We start from the raw sequence: 21,361 nt of genomic DNA, 5'->3' as shown, positions 1-21,361 counted from the left end.
CTTTAAATCCGGTTCCCCCCTTAAAAAGGGGGGCTAGGGGGGATCAAGCGCAATATTTAATACTTCTCAGTCATCCTCTAATCTCTGGCCTCTAGCCCCTTTTTCATCTTGAGTAGCTTAACAAAAAACCAGGGTTTTACCCCTGGCATCATCAGCAATTATTTCACAGTTAAACTATCTAGAAACACAAATAATGTAATTGTTCTAGCGTTTTGCACCAGCGTAGAAACTCAAGTGGTAAGGTGTACCCTTAGCTGGGTGAACTTGAACTTCTTTTAAAACTGTTTTACCAGTCCATTGCAGTTCAGGAATGTTGAGTTCAATTTCGGTTTTGTTCACAGCTGCTTTTTTGAGCAGGCGCTCAACTTCTTTGGCATCAACTACCAAAGAAATAGATTCGGAACCGTTATGTCCGTATACGTTGGCGGGGATTAAACCAGAACGACGCAAAGCGTTTGGTTTGCTGCCTTCGGGGCGCTTTTGAGATTCAACTGTCACAGTCATGTTGTTTGTCCTTTGTCAATTTTGTTCTTTGTCATTTGTCATTTATCATTTACTAATTACGAATGACCAATGACAAATGACTAAATACTATGCACTCAGCAAGGAGGCAGGTGTGCCGTCAGCGTGTAGTAATGCACGTTTGGGGCCGTGAATGGGGTCTTCTACAATTATGGTTTGATCGCGGCTTGCGCCTAAAGAGACGATCGCAATTGGGACTTCCATTAATTCTGCTAAGAATTTTAGGTAGTCTAGGGCTTGCTGTGGCAAGTCTTCTAAGGTACGGCAGTCACTTGTAGACTGCTGCCATCCTGGTAAGGTTTTGTAGATGGGGCGACAACGGGCAAACTGACGGGCGCTGGTGGGGAAATGTTCGCAGCGTTCGCCATCAATTTCATAGGCGACGCATACTTGAATTTCCTCTAGTTCGTCAAGCACGTCAAGTTTGGTGATGGCCATACAATCCATACCGTTAATGCGGACGGCATAGCGACCAATTACGGCATCAAACCAGCCGCAGCGCCGCTTACGTCCGGTGGTTGTGCCGAATTCCGCACCGCGATCGCACAAATGTTCGCCTAAATCTCCATGCAACTCTGTGGGGAAAGGCCCTTCTCCCACGCGGGTTGTATAGGCTTTGGATACGCCAATTACCCGGTCTATCATTGTCGGCCCTAATCCTGTACCTACGCAAGCTCCACCCGCTACGGGGTTAGACGAAGTAACATAAGGATAAGTGCCATGATCTAAGTCCAGGAGTGTACCTTGCGCTCCTTCAAACAAGATGTTGCGTCTTCGCAGAATGGCATCGTATATTTTCAACGATGTATCAATTACGTAAGGACGCAGGCGATCGGCATAACCCAAATACTCGTCAATGACTTTTTTGGGGTCTAATGGCGGCAGGTTGTAAAGTTTTTCTAAAATGACGTTTTTATAATTGATTGTCCACTCTAATTGGTCGCGCAGACCTTCTGAGTCCATCAAATCTAAAACTCTGATGCCTGTACGTTCTGATTTATCAGCATAAGTTGGGCCAATTCCTCGGCCTGTTGTGCCGATTTTATGGCTTCCCCGCCGTTCTTCTGATGCCTTGTCAATCAATCGATGATATGGCATCGTGACATGAGCTGTCTCAGATATCAACAGTTTGGCAGTGGAGATATTGAGTTTTTCTAGTTGGTCGAGTTCTGCAATCAAAACCTGTGGATCAATGACTGTCCCACAGCCAATGATGCACTCGGTATCTGGATACAAAATACCAGAGGGAATCAGGTGGAGTTTAAAAGTTTGGTTCTGAGCTACGATTGTATGCCCAGCATTGACACCCCCTTGGTAACGTACCACTACATCTGCGGAACGGCTGAGTAAGTCGGTGATTTTACCCTTCCCTTCGTCGCCCCACTGAGCACCTATGACAATGACGTTAGCCAAGCGTTTATATTATGAGGTAAAGTTTCCACAAATCGCTATTCTATACATATACAGCCGAATATGTCAAGTCATCAATAGAACAAACTCTGGAAGTTGGGGCTGAATTGTTAATCAAATCTTGTTAAAAATCAATACTTTGTATATATTTATACTTGTAATTCATATCAAAGAAAGTGAGTAGCGATCGCACTTTCTTTGACAGCTTGTTTACCTGAATGCAACTATGATAATTAGTTGAGTTTGCTAGTTTAATTTTTGCCAATGGCTTTTGGTTCTTGCCTTTTTTTGCTGCGCGAAGCTACACCAAAACTAGCTGCTGTGATTAAACCCAAGATATTTGTCGGTTCAGAAACAGGCTGAGGAGTATAACTGAAATTATCTAATACCATCTGTGAACCCAAACCACCATAACCTGCATTAATCCCACCAAAAGAAGTAAATCTTAGAGTGTCAATACCAAGAAAGTCAAAATTAATCTGAGTAGGGGATGTAGAATTGACTGTGACGGTGGTTGAATATTTCGTAATTCCACTTGCAAAACCCTCCACCAAAATCTTTAAATTATTATTCCAAGCGCCAGTTAAGTAAGCACTATTGAAGTCAAACAAACCACGCTGACGACTTACTGTTGCTGGAACACCAAATCTATTAAAGGCTACATTGGGTGATGAAATTGTCCCATTGATATAACCTGATGGATTCGCATTGAATAATACAGTGTCTAAATATCCAAAGTTACGCCAATTTAACCCACCATAACCGTTTGGAATGGGTAATTCCTCAAACACAGAATTAGTCGGCTCAAGATCATCAAACGTTAAAACAAGCTGCTGCGCCTGTGCTGTAGTAATGGTTCCTGCTGCTAAAGTAGCTACTGCTGCTATGCTACAAACCTTCAGCAACTCTTTTTTGACAGTGAATAAGGTAATCATCCAACTAATTCCTCTCTAAAAATAAATAGGTAATATTTGTTAGCACTGAGTCAAAACACACTAAAATTACGAATCAAGACAATTTCTCTGTAAAAATTCAGTTTTCAAAAGTCAGAGTAATGAATAATTGCTAAATCAAGTTTTTCCTAGTCAATGATTTATTACGCCATAACCAATTCTGGCTTCTGTATTCTGAATACTGACATTTCAGTCTGACATCGCTGGCTGATTCGTTATATTAGTGTGACTATAGGTGTTTTTCCGGAAGTTGCACAGTGAATCAGGAAAAAACAGACAAGAATTCACGCAAATGATTACCTAGATTCATGAAAAATTTAAGATACAGCAGAATTCTAATCTCCAACAGACAAGGTAGATACTGGAGACAAGGGAGATAAATGTTGGTAAACCATTGATGATTTTTATGTCAGAGTTTGCTAGTTGCGATTAACAGTAAAAGTAGTGAAAGCAATCGCACTTAATTATTTCTTAATACTGCTTTCTCTCTGCTGAAATCTTCATTGATATGTATGGAGCTTATTCAAAAACGAATTAGAGGTTGCTCGCTTTTATCCTGATGATTAACTATTAAGATTTGCAATTTTCGCTGAGATTCTGATAATTAACCGTAGCTTTACAGAATCTTACTCTCAGTGTAGGGTTTTCTGCTTAATGTTTTTGTTACCATTAATAAAATTTTCTAAAGAAACTACTATGGCTTTACATGCTGAATTACACAGACATTTAGGCGGTTCCGTTGTACCGCGCGTTTTATGGCGATATTTTGAGCGACATTCTACAGAGTTAGTTTCTCGCTTTCCTAACTACGGAGAGTTTGAGGATTTTTATACCAGACCCCGTAACACTTTAGATGAGTATTTGGAATTGCATACTTTAGTGGAAAGTGTGCAAACTGTAGAGACTTTGCCTTACTTTATTTATCGCTTGGTGAGGGGTGCTTATATATTTGAAAATTTGGCTTATCTGGAACTGCGCTATACTCCATACCTACGGACACCAGAACATCTGAGTCAATCACAAAGAATTGACAAAATGGCAGAAATTGTGGATGTGGTGGGTAAAGCGAGTCATATTCAAGAATGCCCGATTGTGACGAGTCAAATTTTGTGTATGCACTCGCGCTTGCCGTTTGAGGTGAATAAGGCGATTATTGATTTGGCTGTGGAGAACAGACAATATGTGTGTGGAATAGATGTTGCTGGGGGTGATAGCTATTACGCCGATCGCCTGCAAGAATGGATTAGTTTGTATGATTATGCGCGATCGCAAGGTGTGAACACTACCGGACACCTTTACGAAACCACGGCTGGTTGTTACCCAGAACTTTTACCTTATCTCAAACGCATTGGTCACGGTATCCAAATTCCGTTATTGTATCCAGAGTTACTGCCAGAAATTGCCAGACGCGGACAGTGTTTGGAAGTTTGCCCAACCACATACATTAAAACAGGCACTTTACAGGATATCCGCCAACTCAAATTAGTGTTTGACCGTTGTTTTGAGGCTGGGGTAGATATTGCGATTTGTACAGATAATGCTGGCTTACACAATGTCCGTTTGCCATTTGAATATGAAAATCTTTTGACTTACGACATTATTAGCTTTGCACAGTTACAAGCTTGTCAAGAGGCTGCTTTTCGCCACGCCTTTGCTTGGCCTTATACCCACCGCCCAGCATCACTGTTAAATGGCTTACTACAGCCAGAAACTCCCAAGGTTATGGCGATGAAAGATTAGTCAAAAGAGGCAGGGGAGCAGGGAACGAGGAGCAAGGGAGAGAAACTGACTGCGAAACCCTTACACCGTTTCACTTTAAGTTTGATACAAATGGGGAGCAGGGAGCAGGGAGCAGGGGAAAAGAATTAAAAACTAATGAATTTGTATCAAGATTTTCGTGAAATGGTATTACACCCATATACCCCAAATCCATGTTTTTGGGGCAGAACGTCAAAAACCTAGTTCTTCCCCCTTGCACCCCGCACCCTGCCCCTTTTCCTCTTCAAACCCTGCCCCTTGTCCTCTACCTCTTCAGTGACTTGTGGCGAACATTTCCGAAATGGTACCGTCTACAAGTTGGCAAAGGAGTAGAAAAAGTTTTCTCATCATGAAGCGCAGACACAAAGTAGCTGGTTTTCAAGCATTACTCTTCAGTGTTAGCTTAGTTTCCACATATTTGTTACCTGAGTCTACTATTGTTGCTGCACGACCAAGAACCCCAGATAAAACAGTCAACTGCGAGATGTTGGTAGTAGGTGGTGGTCTGTCTGGGGTAGCCACGGCTTACGAGGGGTTATTAGCAGGACAAACAGTATGTTTGACAGAAATTACCGACTGGTTGGGGGGACAAATTTCTTCTCAGGGGACATCTGCGTTAGATGAACGACCAACTCAACGCGATCGCCAATTCTATTCTCGCGGCTATACTGAATTACGCAACCGGATTCAACGCTATTACGGCAAACTTAACCCTGGTGAGTGCTGGGTAAGTGACTCTTGTTTTCTGCCTCGTGATGCACACATCATTATGACGCAAATGCTCAAGGATGCCGAAAAAAAGGGTAAAGGTAAGTTGGAATGGTTTCCCAACACAGTAATTAAGGAACTAAATATTAGTCGGAATGGGAAAATTATTGAAGGTGCGATCGCAATTCAACATCAACCAGCCAAAGGCGCACCACCTCTCAACACTTTTACCTTATCTCAAACTATTGAAGATGCCTACCGCTACCAAAACTCATCCCGGTTGAGTAAAAAAATTATCCGCTTTGTCCCCAAAATTCCCAAAAAACCAACCACCAACAATTCTCCCCAGTGGTATGTGGTTGATACCAGCGAAACTGGCGAAATCATCGCCTTAGCCGATGTTCCCTATCGTTTGGGTATTGATGCGCGTTCTTTCCTCGAACCATCTTCTTCCAGCACCAGCAATGATCCTTACTGTACCCAAGGTTTTACTTATACCTTTGCAATGGAGGCTACCAAGGAACCGCAACCCCAAACCATGCCCCCATTCTATTTACAGTATTCACCATATTTTAGCTATGAATTAAAAAGATTAGCAGATTTTGGCTTAGTTTTCACATACCGCCGGATATGGCATCCAAATCCTGGAAAACCCACACAATTTAACGGTGTGAGATTCACTGCACCCACACCAGGAGATATCTCGATGCAAAACTGGACTTGGGGTAACGATTACCGTCCAGGAACTGCCAAAGATAACTTGATTTACACTCGCCAACAACTGCAAGCTACAGGACAGTTAAAACCAGGGGGTTGGATGGGGGGACTGCGGACAGAAACCCTCCGCAGAGGTGAGGAAAATGCCCTGGCTTATTATTACTGGCTGGTAAAGGGAACTACAGATTCTCAGTTAGGTAAGGGTGTGAAGCAACAGCAAACTAATAATAGATTGCTGACAGGATTAAAGTCGCCAATGGGGACAGTGCATGGCTTATCAAAATATCCCTATATGCGAGAAGGTAGGCGGATAATTGGTCGTCCTAGTTGGGGACAACCGGAAGGCTTTATGATTTGGGAAGTTGATATTTCTCGCCGCAACTACAACGATGAGTATTACCGCAAAACTTTATCTGCGGATACCTATCGTCAGTTAAAAGCAACACTCGCAGGTTTAGAGGCTGCATCTGTGATTACTGGCCAAGTCTCACCAGATAAAGCCTTACGCCGTAGCCGTTCCACAATTTATCCTGATGCGGTGGGTATTGGTCACTACGCCATCGACTTTCATCCTTGTATGGTTCAAAGTCCACCAGAAGCCCCAGGAAATAAAGAACGTCCGGGAGAAAGGCGTGGCGCAGGACAGGCTTACCCGTTCCAAATTGCACTGCGGGCAATGATTCCCCAAAAAATTGATAATTTAATTGTGGGTGGAAAGAGTATTGCTACCAGTCATATTGCTGCGGCTGCATATCGTGTACATTCCTTTGAATGGTCTTCTGGTGCAGCGGCGGGAACTGTGACTGCTTTTGCTTTAAAAAATCAGATTGCACCTTATCAATTAGTGGATGATTTACCCAAAGCAGAACCGCAACTGCAAGCCTTCAAAAGTTTATTAGAGAAAAACGGCAATCCTACCGCTTTCCCTGACACTTCAATTTTTAATCAAAATTGGGAAGATTGGCGATAGTTAATAGCTTGAAGGATTGGGAATGAGAAATCTGTTGCTTTCATTCTCAGTCCTAAATGTAATTTCAACGCAGCGTCAACCAATATAGCAATCATATCTGTGTTGTGAAAAAGTATTCTTTTCAACGAACCGCAAAGGACGCATAGACGCGATAGCGGCTTCCCGCAGGGTAGGACACAAAGAAAGAGAGGAAGGGAAAGGAAGAGAATTTCACAAATTGTTTAGGACTGCTATATATAGTATAGGAATTTGATTTGATTATGACTTATGCAAGAACTCTCTCAAACTCTTTAGGACTTACGCAGACTCTAGGATTTCTTGGCGTTCTTGGCGACTTGGCGGTTCGTTAAATTAAGCTTTTTGGGAATTTTTACGTAAGTCCTGAATTAACCAAAACGCCCTGAAACATAGTCATGGGTACGCGCATCGATGGGGTTATAAAATATTTGATTTGTGACACCAAATTCTACCATTTGACCAATTCGGCTTTCGTCGGTGCTAAAGAATGCCGTAAAATCAGAGACGCGGGCTGCTTGCTGCATGTTATGAGTAACAATGGCAATTGTTAATTCTGAACGCAGACTGTGAATTAATTCTTCGACTTTCATCGTTGCTATGGGGTCAAGGGCTGAACAAGGTTCATCCATTAACAGTACTTTGGGTTTAATAGCTAAAGCACGCGCTATACAAAGTCGTTGTTGTTGACCTCCAGAAAGTCCTAATGCAGATTTATTGAGTTTATCTTTTACCTCGTCCCACAAAGCTGCACCTTTTAAGGCTGACTCGACAATTTCATCTACTTCTGTTTGCGATCGCCTACCTGCTATTCTGACTCCATAAGCGACATTTTCATAAATACTAATCGGAAAGGGATTTGGTTTTTGGAATACCATCCCAATTTGACGACGCAGGCGGTTGACGTTAATTTTTGGGTCGTAAATATTCTGTCCAAAGAACTCTACTTTTCCTTCTACTTTGACAGGCCCTTCTAATTCACTAATCCGATTGAGAGTTTTGATAAAAGTTGATTTACCGCAACCACTAGGGCCAATTATTGCCGTTACTTGATTTTGATAAATATCTATTGATATGCCTTCAATTGCTTTAGAAGTATTGTAGTAAAAGCTGAGGTTTTTAACTTTGATAGCGGGATTGAGATTATTCATGTTTAGTAGAATCAGGAAAGAGTTTTTAACTAAATTTTTTTCTTACTTGTGATTAAGCGAGAAATCAAACTCACACAAATAACTAAGCCAAGTAAGACGATAGCAGTAGTCCAAACCAATTGATTTTTTTCTGGGTCTGGGTCGTTATAAAGATTAAAAATTAATACAGGTAACGAAGCTGTGGGACTCAGAAATCCTGGAGACCAATCTAAACTAAATAATGCCGTGAAAATTAGGGGTGCTGTTTCACCTGCGGCGCGGGCGATCGCTAGTAAAATACCTGTAGTAATTGCAGGTAAAGCCGCAGTTACTACAATGCGAAATGTTGTCTGAAACCGCGTCCCACCCAAAGCAGCAGAAGCAAGGCGTTGGTCTTTAGGAACTAATTTTAAAGCTTCTTCCGTGGTCAGAATCACGATAGGTAACATCAACACAGCTAAAGCAAAGCCACCTGCAACTGCGCTAAATCCTTTAGTAACTAACACAATTACACCGTAAGCAAAAATACCAACAATAATTGAAGGTACACCAGTCAAAATTGTGGTGATGAAGCGAACAAATTGCGATGCTGGGTTAACTTGATTAAATTCCGCTAAAAATATCCCTGTTAATATCCCAATTGGCAGACTGAATATTGAGCCAATCATCACAACTGTAATCGTGCCTGTAATAGCATTACCCAAGCCATAATCAATTACTGATTTGACAAACATCTCTGGTCTCAAACTGGAGAAACCGCGTTTGATAATTTCCCATAAAATTGATATTAAAGGAATTAATGCTAAAGCTGTGAATGCAAAGGCGATCGCATTCATACTATAAGTAAATAATTGCCTACTTGTTGGCAGTGGAGCATATAATTCTTTTGCCAATAAAGATTCATCTATTTGCGAGTTTTGAGAATCGGTCATATATTTTTTATGATTTATTTTTATTACTAAACCACCGCACCAATAACCTAGCTGCAATATTTACAGCTAAGGTCAATCCAAATAAAATTAACCCTAAATAACTCAATGAGCCAATATGTAATCCTGGTTCAGCTTCTGCAAATTCATTGGCTAATATTGAGGGAATTGTGTAGGCTGGATCAAGTAAAGAAGCACTGATTTGAGAAGAATTACCAATTACAAGAGTGACAGCCATTGTTTCACCCAAGGCTCTACCTAAAGCCAGCATTGCTGCACTGACAATACCAGAAAATCCTGCTGGCAATAACACCCGAAAAATTGTTTCCCAACGTGTGCTACCCAAAGCCATTGAGGCGCTGCGTAATTCTTTGGGTATGGCAAGTAAAACATCGCGGCTAATAGCAGCCATTGTCGGCAAAATCATAATGGCTAACACAATGCCTGCGGTTAACATATTTGTGCCGATAGGATCTACCGAGTTAAATAATGGTATCCAATTAAAATAAATTGCTAACCATTTTTGTAACGGTTCTAAAACTGGAATAAATACAAAGATTCCCCACAAGCCAATAATTACACTGGGAATTGCGGCAATTAACTCAACAACAAATGCTAATGTAATTCTAACAGATATGGGTAAGAAATTTTCACTAGTAACTATTGCAATTGCAATGCCGATGGGGATAGCAAATAAAATTGCGATCGCACTACTCACTAAAGTTCCATAAATATAAGGTAATGCACCAAAAACCTGATTACCTGTATCCCAATCTTGACCCCATAAAAATCCCCAACCAAACTGCTCAATTGCTGGTTTAGCCTCTTTATAAATTACCCAACTCATCACAAACAAGATGGCGACGGTAATTGTAGCGAAAAGATATATTAACCAAGTAAATCCTTGATCCACCCAAGAATTTATCCCGTTATCTACTGTTAACTCTAAATTTTCGTCAGATGAATGATTGTTGTTTATTCCAGATGAATTTGTCATGAATAAAAAGGAGTCAGAAGACAGAATTTAGAATCCTCCACCCATAAAGGGATAGAGTTTAAATGAAGAAGAAATTTTTATTTTGATTTCGCCTACAAGGGACGAGATTTTTAACCAATATTCATCACCCAGTCATACAGCATAATACTTAAACTCTGAGTCATGATTTCTTCTTCATAAACAATAGTAATTTGACTTAAAATATAGAATTTTAAGTTACTATATTTATTTATTAGTTAGCTAAAAATTTATAAATAGGGTGAACTATAACCACCCTATTTATTTAGATGTAATGCTGTTACAAATTTGGAATTTACTTAACGGAACTGTTTACCGTTTGTAATACCCGATTGGTAACATCAGATGGGATTTTTGTATAGTTGAGGTCATCATTATATTGTTGACCATCTTTGAGTACCCAATTTATCCATTTTTTAATAGCATCCGCCTTAGATGCTGTTGGATACTGTTTGTAAACCATCATCCAAGTAAGACCAACAATCGGATAACCTTGTGCTGGATCGCCAACAAATACACGATAGTTATCAGGAAACTTTACGGTGGCTAAAGCTGCGTTAGCAGATTGTAAGGAAGGAGAAACAAATTCACCTTTTTTGTTTTGTATTTGAGCTGATCTTAAATTGTTTTTGGTAGCGTAGGCATATTCTACATAACCAATAGAACCAGGAGTACGCGCTACTAAACCAGCTACCCCTGGGTTGCCTTTACCTTTGAGAACATTTGGTAAAGTCCATTTAGGCGCAGTGCTTGTACCCACTCTACCTCTGAAATAACCACTAATGTTACTCAAGTGGTTAGTGAAAATAAAAGTTGTACCACTACCATCTGCACGGACTACAAATTTAATCGGTTGATTAGGTAAGTTGACACCAGGATTATCAGCTTTGATTTTAGCGTCACTCCAGTTGGTGATTTGACCAGAAAAAATAGCTGGCAATGTAGCGCGAGATAACTTCAGGTTGCTGACACCAGGCAGATTATAAACAACAGAAACTGCGCCGCCTGCGGTGGGTACTAATATGACACCTCTTTGGACTTGGGAGATTTGTGCATCTGTCATAGCTGCATCACTGCCACCAAAATCAACAGTACCAGCTGTAATTTGACGAATGCCGCCACTACTACCAATTCCTTGATAGTTGATTTTTAATTCTGGATGCTTCTTTCTGACTTCACGAGCATATCTTTCGTAAAGTGGAGCTGGAAAAGTTGCGCCTGCACCATTAAGAGTTTCAGCCTGAGCAACTGCTGACAAAATAGGACTCAAGGCAACAGCAGATGCCACGACTGAAGTAGTAAATGCTCGGTACAAAGTGGTCGTCGAAAAGGTCATATTTCTCCGTATTTTGGCAAGATTTTGCCTTTACTTGCAGGTGTATATAAATGTGTATTATTTAACTATTTAAATTAGTTTAATAAGAGGTAAATTCTAGATTAAATATGGTTGAAAAGTTACTTGATGACTAGTTATTAAAGCCCCAGCCAAACAGTTTAAACAATATAGAAAAATTGAGAGATTAAACATAACTTTCTATTTATTTTTGTAAAAATTACGTTGTTAAACTGTTAGAATGTGAAATAAGTGCTTACTATGCACTACTAACAATTTGTCTAATACCCATAACGTATAAAACAATGATAAAAGCAGCCGAATTATAGGCTTGGGTAAGAAACCAAGGTCAACCCACAGCCACTAATGACAGCTTAGATGGATATGTAATTCTTGCTGCTCAAGCCATTTTGCAACTAAAAATTTTTGGGCAGGTTACAGTTGTCACAACAAACTTAAAATATATATCGCGGTTTGAAAGAGAAGGAATATCTGTAGCTGATTGGCAACAAACTCTAAATAAGTAAGTTATTTACACAACATCAAGATGCTTGCAACTCTTACCCATAAAAAATGACAATAACGTACCAAAAGATTTATGGTAGATGTGTTAGGCTGTCGCTAACATATCCTACGTGTATTTCAAAAATCATATATGCTTAATAAAATCATGAATCTCTTCCGCTACAATTCCGGCACACTCTTCTGGTAAATCATTGCCAGCATGAGCCACTAATTTAAAATCAACTTGGGGAATTAATTGTTTATAAGTTTGACTTTGAAAGACAGCATCAGAAGTATCTTGTCCGCCTTGTAAAATTAACACTGGAACTTCAATTAAATGCAATTTATCTTGCAGTAACTCAGATTTAATTTCTGCTGTCTGCCTTTGAAATAATAACTGACAAGCGGCGGGATATTTCAATAAATGTTGACGTTGCTGTAAGTCTTGCTCGATTTTTTCGTGCCAACCGAATATTTTAGTGATTGGTCTGACAAATTTTAATAGTTTCACTAATAACGGAGAAAATTCTAATAATTTGCGCCGTTGTTGCCAACGTTTTTCTTGTTTCTCAACTTCTACACCTTCTGGTGCTAAGAGAACTAAACCTTCTACCTGTTCTGGATATTTCAAAGCATAACTTGCTGCAATCCAACCTCCAAGCGAATGACCCACTAAGTACACTCTTTCTAATCTTAAGGCTTGCAGCAGTTCCGCGATCGACTCTACTTGTAAATCTATGGAGTGATGAATATTCGGCTTATCAGACTCGCCAAAGCCTAATAAGTCCGGTGCAAAGCAATGGAAATTTTTCGCCAGTTTTTCCATGACTGATGACCACTGACTACTATCGTTCCAAGCACCATGTAACAAAACCACCGGAATGCCTTGACCAGCTTCGCTCCAAAATAACAATCCTTGAGAGAGTTTTCTGCGGGAGTTACGTAGTAGTGTATCCATTTTATATATAAAAATTACATCATAGTTGATTGTAGTTTTTATATTGGATTTTGTAATTAAAACTCCCAGAGAAAATCTAAAGTATTGTTACGCCAGTGTTGTCAAGCCGTTTAAGTAGTCCTGTAGCTGTCGGGAATGGTCATGGGACATTGGCCCTGTTGGTAAAGCACTAGGAGAGAAAGCTTGAATTTCCATGACTTCTAAAGCATCTTGAATTTCCATTTTTCCTTTGACTTCGGCTTCCACTACAACGCAAATCGAATGAATGCGAGGATCTCTGTCTGGTGCAGAATAAACACCTACTAAACGTTTAATCGCTACTAATTCCAGTCCTGTTTCCTCTAGCAATTCTCGGCGGACTGTATTCGGGATGTCTTCTCCCCAGTCCACCATTCCTCCTGGTAATGACCAAAGACCATTATCTCGCCGTCGAATTAAGACAATTCGACCGTCAGGTAATATCGGAATAATACTTGTACCAGTAATAGGATGACGGAAAATAATACCTAATACTGTTTGTCCATAACGCCATAAACCGCGTGTAGACTGGACAAATGCTGCAAAAAAAGCCAGAACGTTCAAGCTAAAAATCTTGGTGTTATGTTTTTTGATTTCCTGCACTCGCATTTACTCAAATAGCTAATTATTGAGATTTGTTTCACACAAAGATGCTTGTGCTTTGAGAGTTTATTCTTAGAGGTTATTTGAAAAGTATTAGCTGATTTACTTAGTAATTTACTATACGTCTACTTCTAGACTAACTTGTTGGCAAATTATGGAGAATTTACTTTCTTCGACAATTATTTTAGTTAAGTCTTTCCCCACAAAATTGCCAAAAACAAGGCTTGGCTAACTGATAACTATTGAGATAGACTAGTCCTATTTGATTTATAAGCTAATTCGTCAAGATAGGGAACAGGAAACAGGTTTGCTTAAATATCATTGAGGACTGCTATATGTCCAGCTTATACTAAGAAAATCAAGCAAAATACTTGATGGTTTTCAAATATCATCTAATAGTTTATTTATGATAGATCAATTTTAGCACTGAATTTCCTGAAATTGTTTAGTATTTCTATATACATTATTTGGTTAAGTAGGTGAATAAATAGGAATATATTAAAATTTTCCTGACGAGATATTTAATCTATAGAAAATAGTTGTTTTATTTGTTGAAAGAAATGACCAAATTACATAAATCATCGGGATAATTTTTGGTGAGCGATCGCCTGTGATTTTTACATAAAGTTATTCCCAAAGTTTCTAACTCAAGTTTTACCAATTGCTGCTTTTATCTATTATTTCATTTTTCGACTTGTTCGCCTGATAGAAATCAGCGAAATCTATATTGACATGCTTAAAATTAATGCGATATAATTATATGCTGTTCAAATAAAGTAGTTAAACTGTTAAACTAGGGGAAAATCATATCAATAGCATCAGCCTTAGTAGCTGAATAATGCCTACGACATGCCTAGTTTATCTTTTTTTGTTGTTTATTAAATGAGGTGAACATGGCAAAGCGCCGTAACCCGAAAAAAGAAAAGGCGCTACGGAACCAGGCATACGCCAGAAAGTTTCGTAAACGGACTACAACGGGAAGAATGCAAAGAAGATTCCAGCAAAGATCACCCAAGAGTGAAGAAGATGAAGGCGCAGCAGCAGTTGACGCTGAGTAAGCCGCCAGCTTAGTCTCTGATTCTTTAAGTGATTCTAATTTTAAGGGCGTACAGATGTACGCTCTTATTTTTTTTAAGTATGAAGGCAGTACAAGACTTTTAACCTGTAACCTATCACCTATCACCTATTCCCTGATTTGGTTGCGGGCATGATCAATTGCTTTGCTGACTTGGGCAAAACCTGTCCCACCATAACTGTTACGGGCAGCGACAACTGTCTGGGGTGCGATCGCATCATAAATATCAGCCGCAAATGTCGGATGTATTTGTTGCCATTCGTCTAAGGTTAAATCTTTCAGCAGTTTACCCGCAGCAATGCTAGTTTTTACCACCTTGCCCACAATGTTATACGCTTCGCGGAAGGGAACACCCCTAGCAGCTAAATAATCTGCGACATCGGTAGCGTTAGAAAAGTCTTCCGCGACGGCTGCATTTAAACGCTGGCTACGAAATTCCAGGCCTTCCCGTAGCAAAATTGTCATTGCTTCTAAACAAGCTTTGACAGTATTAACCCCATCAAATAAACCTTCTTTGTCTTCTTGCAAATCTTTGTTATACGCCAAAGGTAAACCCTTCATAATGACTAACATCGCCTGGAGATGACCAAAGACACGCCCAGTTTTGCCACGTACTAATTCTGGTACATCGGGGTTTTTCTTTTGGGGCATAATGCTAGAACCAGTTGCACAGCTATCTTTGAGCGTGATGAAGCGAAATTCTTCCGAAGCCCAAAGAATCACTTCTTCGGAAAGACGGCTGAGGTGAACCATAATCAAACTAGCCGCACACAAAAATTCAATGGCAAAATCGCGATCGCTTACACCATCCAAGCTGTTAGCATAAACATGCTCAAAATTGAGCAATTGGGCTGTGTAATGGCGATCAATGGGGAAAGTCGTTCCCGCCAAAGCACCACAACCTAAAGGTGAAATATTCACTCGGCGATAAACATCACCCAAACGTTCCCAGTCACGCTGTGCCATTTCAAAGTAAGCCAATAAGTGATGGGCTAAACTCAAAGGTTGGGCGCGTTGGAGGTGGGTATAGCCAGGGATGAGAGTTTCAATGTTATTTTCGGCTATATCTAATAAAACACTTTGAAATTCTCGTAATTGAGTGCGAATTTGCTGAATTTGGTCACGGAGATATAGCCGAGTATCTGTACCTACTTGGTCATTACGTGATCGCGCCGTATGTAACTTTTTCCCCACATCGCCGACAATTTCTGTAAGTCGTCGTTCTACGGCAAAATGTACATCTTCAGCATCAATCCCTGGCTGAAACTTGCCTTGGCGATATTCCTGGCGAATTTGTTCCAAACCTGTAACGAGTTGTTCGCCTTCTTCAGTAGAAATTATCCCCGTATGCGCCAACATTTTGGCATGAGCTTGAGAACCAGTTAGGTCGTATTCGATTAATTCAATATCAAAATTAATGCTGGCATTAAAAAGAGCGATCGCAGGATGCAAGGCTGATTCAAATCGCTGACTCCAAGTTTGTTGTTGCGTCATAAAACAAAGGGGAATTGGAAGTAGGCAAATACTCTAATCCGTACTACCAACCCCCTGTCTGTGTCAACCGTAGCTGGTAAGATTGCGAAATAGCCAACCAATCACCAAACCAATCAGTAAAGCCCAGACTTGACCTGTTTGTATAAAGTGATTCCAAGCTTTCTGCACCTGACCCATAAGATTTGGGTCACTAACTTGCTGCGCCAACACCGTTACATTCATCGGCAAATGCCAAAATAGCTGAAAAGTTAAATCGTTGAGGTAGTGCATACCGAGTCCCAAATAAGACCTTTATGTCATAACCTCTAGTTCTAGGTGATGTCCAGTGTTTGGCTGACTTAATTGGAGGGAGTATTGGAAGGAGCGATCGCACGATCATTACTTGGTAAAGTTTTCTTATGTTTGATAACATCTGTAAATTTCTTGTAGAAAACTTTGCCAGTGATTTTGCTATCAAGATATTATTCAACAGTTGCTGCGGAGAGAACTTATGCAAGAGTCAGTAACTTATCAAGCACTCATGAATGAAGGTAGGGCTGAAGGTCGCGCGGAAGGTCGCGCGGAAGGTCGAGTTGAAGGTATTGAAGAAGGTGTTCGCCTTGTAGCCCTTAATCTTCTACGGGAAGGAGTAGCTGATGAAGTGGTCATCAAAGTAACAGGTCTGTCAGCAGAAAATCTCCAACAACTTAAGTTGACAGAGTTGGAGAGTGAGAATAGAGGCTAGAGGCTAGGGGTTAGAAATAGGTTTGGATGTTGAGTTGTGATATTTTTACAGGTGGAACCGGGTGTAAGAGTGTAGAGATAAATCTGTAACTTGTCACTTACTATAAATAACTGGCTAGAAGAAAATTGAACAAAATACTACTCTCTAGCCTCTAGCCTCCAGCCTCTATCCTCTATCCTCTTCTTGACTCAACTTCGCCGCCGTTCGCAAAATTTGCCCCGCCAAAACTGCTGCACCAAAACCGTTATCAATATTCACTACACCAACGCCAGCAGCACAAGAGTTTAGCATCGTCAGCAAAGGTGCTAAACCGCCAAAACTTGCACCATAGCCAATACTAGTAGGTACAGCAATCACAGGACAATCAGCTAAACCTGCAACCACACTGGGTAACGCCCCTTCCATTCCCGCAACAACAATTAATACTGATGCTGACTCAATCAAATGACGGTTACTCAGCAAGCGGTGAATACCAGCAACGCCCACATCCCAGAGACGTTGGACGCGAAACCCAGACAGTTCTGCTGTGATGGCTGCTTCTTCCGCTACAGGTAAGTCCGCAGTCCCAGCCGAGAGAATCCCAATTTCTCCGGGAAACTGAGGTTCAATTGTTTCGGGAGTAATGGCGCAAATTCTGGCTAACTCGTAATATTGCAAACCCCGGACTTTTGATTGCAGTACTGTGTAAACCGATGGTTCAATGCGAGTCGCCATCACCACTGGGTTACGTTGACGCATCACCTCAATAATGCGGACAATTTGTTCAGTAGTTTTGCCCGGCCCCCAAATAACTTCCGGGAAACCAGTTCTGAGGGCGCGATGGTTATCGATTTTGGCAAACTCACCTACAGGTTCATAGGCTAAGTTTTTCAGAGAATTTAAGGCTATATCTGGGGTAACTTTACCATTTGCGACTTCTTCTAGGAGCGATCGCAAATTCTGATCATTTGTCATTTGTCATGGGTCACTTGTCCATAGTCCATAGTACATAGTCAAGACGATCATTTTCAGCTTTGACTATTTTGTAATTTTGATTTCGTAAATATTCCAGAATGCACCACTCAACGCAGAATAATTAATTCCTTCAAAGCGATTACGTACTGCTGTCATTGCTAAGGGGTTGACTAAATAAATAAAAGGCAAGTTTTCCTGGGTAATTTGTTGAGTTTTGCCATAAATTTGTTTAACTTTACCCTCATCAAATTCTTGAGTAGCTTGGATGTAAAGTTTCCCAATTTCTAATTCCCAAGGAGAAGCTTCCCAACCTTCAATGGGTTTTTGTCCAGGTTGGGGTTTTTGGTTAAACATGTGCAATCCACCTTCAGGAGACCAGACATTAGCCCCATCATTTGGTTCTAAACCGCCTGTTAAACCGAGTAAAGAAGCTTCCCAGTCGAGGGTATTAGAGAGTTTATCTGTGTAAGTATTCCAGGCGATCGGTGTAAAATCAACCTGCATACCGATTTTAGCCAAATCTTGTTTAATTTGCGCCCCCATTGCTTCCCGGATCTTATTACCAGAATTTGTCAGCAAGGTGAAGCGAACCCGATTACCTTCAGCGTCTAATAATTGACCTTGTTCATTATATTTAAATCCAGCTTTAATCAGTAATTGTTTAGATTGTTCGGGATTGTAATTGTAAGTTTTTAGCCCTTTTTCCGGCGAAAGATAATAAGGACTCTGGACTGTAATTGGTGAATTTTGAGGTCTGCCTAAACCGCGAAAGGTATTATTAATCATTGTTTGACGGTCAATCGCATAAGCAACCGCCTGCCGAAATTCCACTGTATTAAACCAACGTGATTTGATTGGATCTACCAGTGGTTTTCCATTTCTTTTACCTTTATTTAAATTAAACAGAATAAAGCTAGTACCAGTTGAAGGTTCATTACCATAAATTGTGAAGTTTCCCTGTTTTTCTTGCACCTTGAGCAGGGAAAAGTAATCAGGTGAAATACCTATAGTATCTAAGCCACCAGACCGAAATTGCAGCAACGCTGTATCTGTATTTTCGACAATCTGCCAAACTAAACGTTCAATATAAGGCTGAGAGTTTCCTTGAGTATCTTTACGCCAATAATAAGGGTTACGCCGAAATACCACACGTTGACTAGTGTCATAACGTTCAAGTTTGTAAGGGCCATTGACAATAATTTCTTCAGGCGGAGTATCCACACCCCATTTTGCTAAAAATATCGGCTTTCCTTCACTATCTTTTTGCTGCACATATTTTTGTAAAGCATGGGCAGGTAAGATAGGAGTACCTGTATTTAACAGAAAAGGTCTAAACGGTTCTGGTAAAGTAAATTCTATCCGTCGTTCATCTATTTTACGAACAGTAGGAAGTTTCCGACTAACGCCAATTCTAAAGGCATCTCTGACATCTGTCGGAATAGCTTCGTTAAAATAAATATTGTTATATGTAAATACAACGTCATCGACTGTAAGTGGTTGACCATCAGACCATTTCAAATCTGGACGCATAGCAAATGTAAATTTCAATTTATCTTCAGAAATTTGCCAAGATTCTGCTAATCTTGGTTCAACTTTGCCCGTAATAGGATTTTGATCAACCAAGCCTTCATAAGTCAAGCCAAAAATATTGGGAAATTCTTGACTCAAAGGAAAATTAAAGGTTTTGGGATCGCTCAGAATACTACTTACTACTTGTGGTATTTGTGCCGCAGAACTTTTAAAGTTACTGGGGTTGCAAGCAGCAACAGTCATTGCTGTAAATGTCGATAAAATTATCAGTATCCAAGAACGTTTAATTAACGACAACATATTTTTAATAGCTTACTCAATTGTAATTATGTTAACTATTTTGTTTGAGATTGTAGCCAACCCAAAAAATTTTGAGTCTGAGTAAAATATTTTATGCCTGCATTATGTAAAGCTGTTTTTACTTCTTGCTTGCCAAAATCATTTGTATTTCCACTTAGAAAAACCTTAACTGATTGATTATGTGAGTTTGCGTGTTCAATAATACTCCTTAAAATTAAATTGTCAATAATATCATTTTGAATAGGTAAAGTTTCTGGTTGAATGATAGTAGCTTGAGCAATATCCTGAATAATCAATTGTTCTAGTTGTATGAGTTCAGCTTTTTCTAGAATAATTTCAATGGCATTAGATAATCGCCCTTGAATATCATTAAGTAATGATACATTTAAGATTTTTACCTGTTCTAAATAAGATAAAAAATTTTTAGCATTAGGAGAAGTTAAATCGCGTTTTGAATTATTAATTTGTTTATCTAACTCTTGAGCAAATTTCTTAGTGTAATACTTCTCTTTCTCCCATGTGGAAAGAGCTTCGATATAACAAATAGCTGGTATCACTATATGAAGTGATTGCGGTGGATTCCGAAGTAAATTTTCTGCTTGTAAATCTCTTCCCTTGGCAATAGCCATCAAGAAATTAGTTTCAATATAAAGTATCAGCACCTATGTTTACCTGAGAATAAGTTTTTCCCCCTTCCAGTTGTGACAATAAACCAATATCTGCCAATCCTTTTGAGGCTGGCGGAAATTCATATTTCCAGTGATAAGCTAAATCTCGTAGCCATGCTTCTATAAGAGTTTCCATGTATAGCTTGAATATTCTTTTATTGCTAAATTCTGCATCATAGTAGCTAAGAATGTCAGATGTTTGAAATGAACTCAGCCTCTTTAATAAAGGACGATTTTTAGATATAGAATATCTAAAAATTTCTATATTCTCCAAATCAACTAGCATAGCAAATAGGTCATTATTAATTACTAACACTTGATTCTTCTGTGCTATTTTCCAGTAAGCTTTCAGGTGTGACAATCCTTGTTCTTTCGCAAGATTTTTTTCTATTTCTAAAGTTTCAACCTTCACAAACAAAACAATTTTATTATTTTTACTTAACCCAACAATATCAACAACATCATTAACAGCGTCCAGTTTTGCAGCTTCCATTGTTCTCTGGTTCCGAGTTAGTTAACAATTTGGGATAGTAAGACTTGCTAATTTACTAGTATCCTACCCCTTAATAGATTCTGACCTTAATCAGTAGCGATGAGTAAGACTACAGCATAAGCACAAATACCTTCTTCTCGTCCTACTGGGCCGAGTTTTTCGTTGGTGGTAGCTTTGATGCCAATTTGATTGGGTTGTAGTTCTAAAACAGTGGCAAGTTTACTACGCATTTTATCGATATGCGGTTTTAATTTTGGGCGTTCAGCAACCACGACTGAATCTATGTTACCTATTTGCCAACCTTGGTCTTTTATTAGCTGATGTACTTGAGTTAAAAGTATCCAACTATCTGCCCCTGCCCATTGGGGATCAGTGGGGGGAAAGTAATGGCCAATATCACCCAAGGATAAAGCCCCTAACATAGCATCCATGATGGCGTGAGTTAACACATCCGCGTCACTATGTCCAAGTAAACCAAGTTCATGGGGAATTTGAATGCCACCTAAAATTAAAGCGCGATCGCTCACCAATCTGTGAATATCGTAGCCGTTACCAATTCTGATGTTAGTCATTTGTCATT

20 protein-coding genes are annotated in these 21,361 nt (G+C 39.8%); 4 read left to right on the top strand and 16 right to left on the bottom strand.

The genetic code is table 11. From position 1 onward, the window contains the following. Positions 1-204 precede the first annotated feature (204 nt). The 3 genes from rplY to H6G75_RS15325 form a co-directional block, all read right to left on the bottom strand. Positions 205-504 carry a 50S ribosomal protein L25 gene (gene rplY / locus H6G75_RS15335; RefSeq protein ID WP_190980893.1) on the bottom strand — a complete coding sequence of 100 codons (300 nt, stop codon included), beginning with the start codon at positions 502-504 and terminating at the stop codon, positions 205-207. Between the two features lie 87 nt (positions 505-591). Continuing rightward, entirely contained in the window at positions 592-1,935 is a 1,344-nt protein-coding gene (locus H6G75_RS15330; RefSeq protein ID WP_190980892.1) for an adenylosuccinate synthase, read from the bottom strand. 248 nt (positions 1,936-2,183) lie between these two features. Next, positions 2,184-2,867, bottom strand: coding sequence for a PEP-CTERM sorting domain-containing protein (locus H6G75_RS15325; RefSeq protein ID WP_190980891.1), 684 nt, complete (start codon positions 2,865-2,867; stop codon positions 2,184-2,186). Positions 2,868-3,581: 714 nt separating this feature from the next. Between H6G75_RS15325 and H6G75_RS15320 the strand changes: the two genes are divergently transcribed. Next, positions 3,582-4,625, top strand: a complete 1,044-nt coding sequence (locus H6G75_RS15320) for an adenosine deaminase (protein WP_190980890.1) — start codon at positions 3,582-3,584, stop codon at positions 4,623-4,625. A gap of 367 nt (positions 4,626-4,992) precedes the next feature. After that, positions 4,993-7,038: an FAD-dependent oxidoreductase gene (locus H6G75_RS15315; protein WP_190980889.1), complete on the top strand. Its 2,046-nt coding sequence runs from the start codon at positions 4,993-4,995 to the stop codon at positions 7,036-7,038. Positions 7,039-7,424: 386 nt separating this feature from the next. Here the strand turns inward: H6G75_RS15315 and pstB are convergent, their stop codons facing one another. From pstB to H6G75_RS15285, 6 genes are all read right to left on the bottom strand, one after another. Continuing rightward, positions 7,425-8,204 carry a phosphate ABC transporter ATP-binding protein PstB gene (gene pstB / locus H6G75_RS15310; protein WP_190675416.1) on the bottom strand — a complete coding sequence of 260 codons (780 nt, stop codon included), beginning with the start codon at positions 8,202-8,204 and terminating at the stop codon, positions 7,425-7,427. A 29-nt stretch (positions 8,205-8,233) separates the two neighbouring features. Beyond that, positions 8,234-9,115 (bottom strand): phosphate ABC transporter permease PstA, encoded by an 882-nt coding sequence (pstA, locus tag H6G75_RS15305; protein WP_190980888.1) that lies wholly within the window; start codon positions 9,113-9,115, stop codon positions 8,234-8,236. 7 nt (positions 9,116-9,122) lie between these two features. Beyond that, positions 9,123-10,109 (bottom strand): phosphate ABC transporter permease subunit PstC, encoded by a 987-nt coding sequence (gene pstC / locus H6G75_RS15300; protein WP_190980887.1) that lies wholly within the window; start codon positions 10,107-10,109, stop codon positions 9,123-9,125. A 313-nt stretch (positions 10,110-10,422) separates the two neighbouring features. Then, positions 10,423-11,463: a phosphate ABC transporter substrate-binding protein PstS gene (gene pstS, locus H6G75_RS15295; RefSeq protein ID WP_190980886.1), complete on the bottom strand. Its 1,041-nt coding sequence runs from the start codon at positions 11,461-11,463 to the stop codon at positions 10,423-10,425. A 646-nt stretch (positions 11,464-12,109) separates the two neighbouring features. Further along, on the bottom strand, positions 12,110-12,922 hold the full coding sequence (locus tag H6G75_RS15290) for an alpha/beta fold hydrolase (RefSeq protein WP_190980885.1): 813 nt from the start codon (positions 12,920-12,922) through the stop codon (positions 12,110-12,112). An 87-nt stretch (positions 12,923-13,009) separates the two neighbouring features. Continuing rightward, positions 13,010-13,504 carry an NUDIX hydrolase gene (locus tag H6G75_RS15285; RefSeq protein WP_190980909.1) on the bottom strand — a complete coding sequence of 165 codons (495 nt, stop codon included), beginning with the start codon at positions 13,502-13,504 and terminating at the stop codon, positions 13,010-13,012. Between the two features lie 932 nt (positions 13,505-14,436). On the opposite strand from H6G75_RS15285, the gene H6G75_RS15280 reads away from it, so the two are divergent. Then, positions 14,437-14,601: a hypothetical protein gene (locus H6G75_RS15280; protein WP_190968897.1), complete on the top strand. Its 165-nt coding sequence runs from the start codon at positions 14,437-14,439 to the stop codon at positions 14,599-14,601. Between the two features lie 125 nt (positions 14,602-14,726). Here H6G75_RS15280 and argH read toward each other — a convergent pair whose 3' ends face one another. Both argH and H6G75_RS15270 read right to left on the bottom strand, forming a co-directional pair. Further along, on the bottom strand, positions 14,727-16,112 hold the full coding sequence (gene argH / locus H6G75_RS15275; RefSeq protein ID WP_190980884.1) for an argininosuccinate lyase: 1,386 nt from the start codon (positions 16,110-16,112) through the stop codon (positions 14,727-14,729). Between the two features lie 63 nt (positions 16,113-16,175). Then, positions 16,176-16,382: a hypothetical protein gene (locus H6G75_RS15270; protein WP_190980883.1), complete on the bottom strand. Its 207-nt coding sequence runs from the start codon at positions 16,380-16,382 to the stop codon at positions 16,176-16,178. Between the two features lie 220 nt (positions 16,383-16,602). Here H6G75_RS15270 and H6G75_RS15265 point away from each other — a divergent pair, with 220 nt between their 5' ends. After that, positions 16,603-16,836 carry a hypothetical protein gene (locus H6G75_RS15265; RefSeq protein WP_199337887.1) on the top strand — a complete coding sequence of 78 codons (234 nt, stop codon included), beginning with the start codon at positions 16,603-16,605 and terminating at the stop codon, positions 16,834-16,836. Positions 16,837-17,001: 165 nt separating this feature from the next. Here the strand turns inward: H6G75_RS15265 and larB are convergent, their stop codons facing one another. The 5 genes from larB to ispF form a co-directional block, all read right to left on the bottom strand. Further along, positions 17,002-17,790 (bottom strand): nickel pincer cofactor biosynthesis protein LarB, encoded by a 789-nt coding sequence (larB, locus tag H6G75_RS15260; protein ID WP_190980882.1) that lies wholly within the window; start codon positions 17,788-17,790, stop codon positions 17,002-17,004. 63 nt (positions 17,791-17,853) lie between these two features. Continuing rightward, a complete protein-coding gene (locus tag H6G75_RS15255) occupies positions 17,854-19,620 on the bottom strand; it encodes an ABC transporter substrate-binding protein (protein ID WP_190980881.1) in 1,767 nt (588 codons plus the stop codon). Between the two features lie 35 nt (positions 19,621-19,655). After that, positions 19,656-20,249 carry a PIN domain-containing protein gene (locus H6G75_RS15250; RefSeq protein ID WP_199337886.1) on the bottom strand — a complete coding sequence of 198 codons (594 nt, stop codon included), beginning with the start codon at positions 20,247-20,249 and terminating at the stop codon, positions 19,656-19,658. A 13-nt stretch (positions 20,250-20,262) separates the two neighbouring features. Next, positions 20,263-20,781, bottom strand: coding sequence for a hypothetical protein (locus H6G75_RS15245; protein WP_190980879.1), 519 nt, complete (start codon positions 20,779-20,781; stop codon positions 20,263-20,265). Between the two features lie 86 nt (positions 20,782-20,867). Next, on the bottom strand, positions 20,868-21,353 hold the full coding sequence (gene ispF, locus H6G75_RS15240) for a 2-C-methyl-D-erythritol 2,4-cyclodiphosphate synthase (protein WP_190980878.1): 486 nt from the start codon (positions 21,351-21,353) through the stop codon (positions 20,868-20,870). Between the last annotated feature and the right edge of the window lie 8 nt (positions 21,354-21,361).

The organism is Nostoc sp. FACHB-280, from assembly GCF_014697615.1.
Classification (GTDB): Bacteria; Cyanobacteriota; Cyanobacteriia; order Cyanobacteriales; family Nostocaceae; genus Nostoc_B.
Note: the sequence above shows the minus strand (reverse complement) of the source record. Positions and strands in the feature narration are given on the sequence as shown.

Bases quoted from the DNA above. Each gene is read 5' to 3' on its own strand.
- rplY (WP_190980893.1), bottom strand. From the start codon at position 504: ATGACTGTGACAGTTGAATCTCAAAAGCGCCCCGAAGGCAGCAAACCA.
- H6G75_RS15325 (WP_190980891.1), bottom strand. From the start codon at position 2,867: ATGATTACCTTATTCACTGTCAAAAAAGAGTTGCTGAAGGTTTGTAGC.
- H6G75_RS15320 (WP_190980890.1), top strand. From the start codon at position 3,582: ATGGCTTTACATGCTGAATTACACAGACATTTAGGCGGTTCCGTTGTA.
- H6G75_RS15315 (WP_190980889.1), top strand. From the start codon at position 4,993: ATGAAGCGCAGACACAAAGTAGCTGGTTTTCAAGCATTACTCTTCAGT.
- pstB (WP_190675416.1), bottom strand. From the start codon at position 8,204: ATGAATAATCTCAATCCCGCTATCAAAGTTAAAAACCTCAGCTTTTAC.
- pstA (WP_190980888.1), bottom strand. From the start codon at position 9,115: ATGACCGATTCTCAAAACTCGCAAATAGATGAATCTTTATTGGCAAAA.
- pstC (WP_190980887.1), bottom strand. From the start codon at position 10,109: ATGACAAATTCATCTGGAATAAACAACAATCATTCATCTGACGAAAAT.
- pstS (WP_190980886.1), bottom strand. From the start codon at position 11,463: ATGACCTTTTCGACGACCACTTTGTACCGAGCATTTACTACTTCAGTC.
- H6G75_RS15290 (WP_190980885.1), bottom strand. From the start codon at position 12,922: ATGGATACACTACTACGTAACTCCCGCAGAAAACTCTCTCAAGGATTG.
- H6G75_RS15280 (WP_190968897.1), top strand. From the start codon at position 14,437: ATGGCAAAGCGCCGTAACCCGAAAAAAGAAAAGGCGCTACGGAACCAG.
- argH (WP_190980884.1), bottom strand. From the start codon at position 16,112: ATGACGCAACAACAAACTTGGAGTCAGCGATTTGAATCAGCCTTGCAT.
- H6G75_RS15270 (WP_190980883.1), bottom strand. From the start codon at position 16,382: ATGCACTACCTCAACGATTTAACTTTTCAGCTATTTTGGCATTTGCCG.
- H6G75_RS15265 (WP_199337887.1), top strand. From the start codon at position 16,603: ATGCAAGAGTCAGTAACTTATCAAGCACTCATGAATGAAGGTAGGGCT.
- larB (WP_190980882.1), bottom strand. From the start codon at position 17,790: ATGACAAATGATCAGAATTTGCGATCGCTCCTAGAAGAAGTCGCAAAT.
- H6G75_RS15255 (WP_190980881.1), bottom strand. From the start codon at position 19,620: ATGTTGTCGTTAATTAAACGTTCTTGGATACTGATAATTTTATCGACA.
- H6G75_RS15250 (WP_199337886.1), bottom strand. From the start codon at position 20,249: ATGGCTATTGCCAAGGGAAGAGATTTACAAGCAGAAAATTTACTTCGG.
- H6G75_RS15245 (WP_190980879.1), bottom strand. From the start codon at position 20,781: ATGGAAGCTGCAAAACTGGACGCTGTTAATGATGTTGTTGATATTGTT.
- ispF (WP_190980878.1), bottom strand. From the start codon at position 21,353: ATGACTAACATCAGAATTGGTAACGGCTACGATATTCACAGATTGGTG.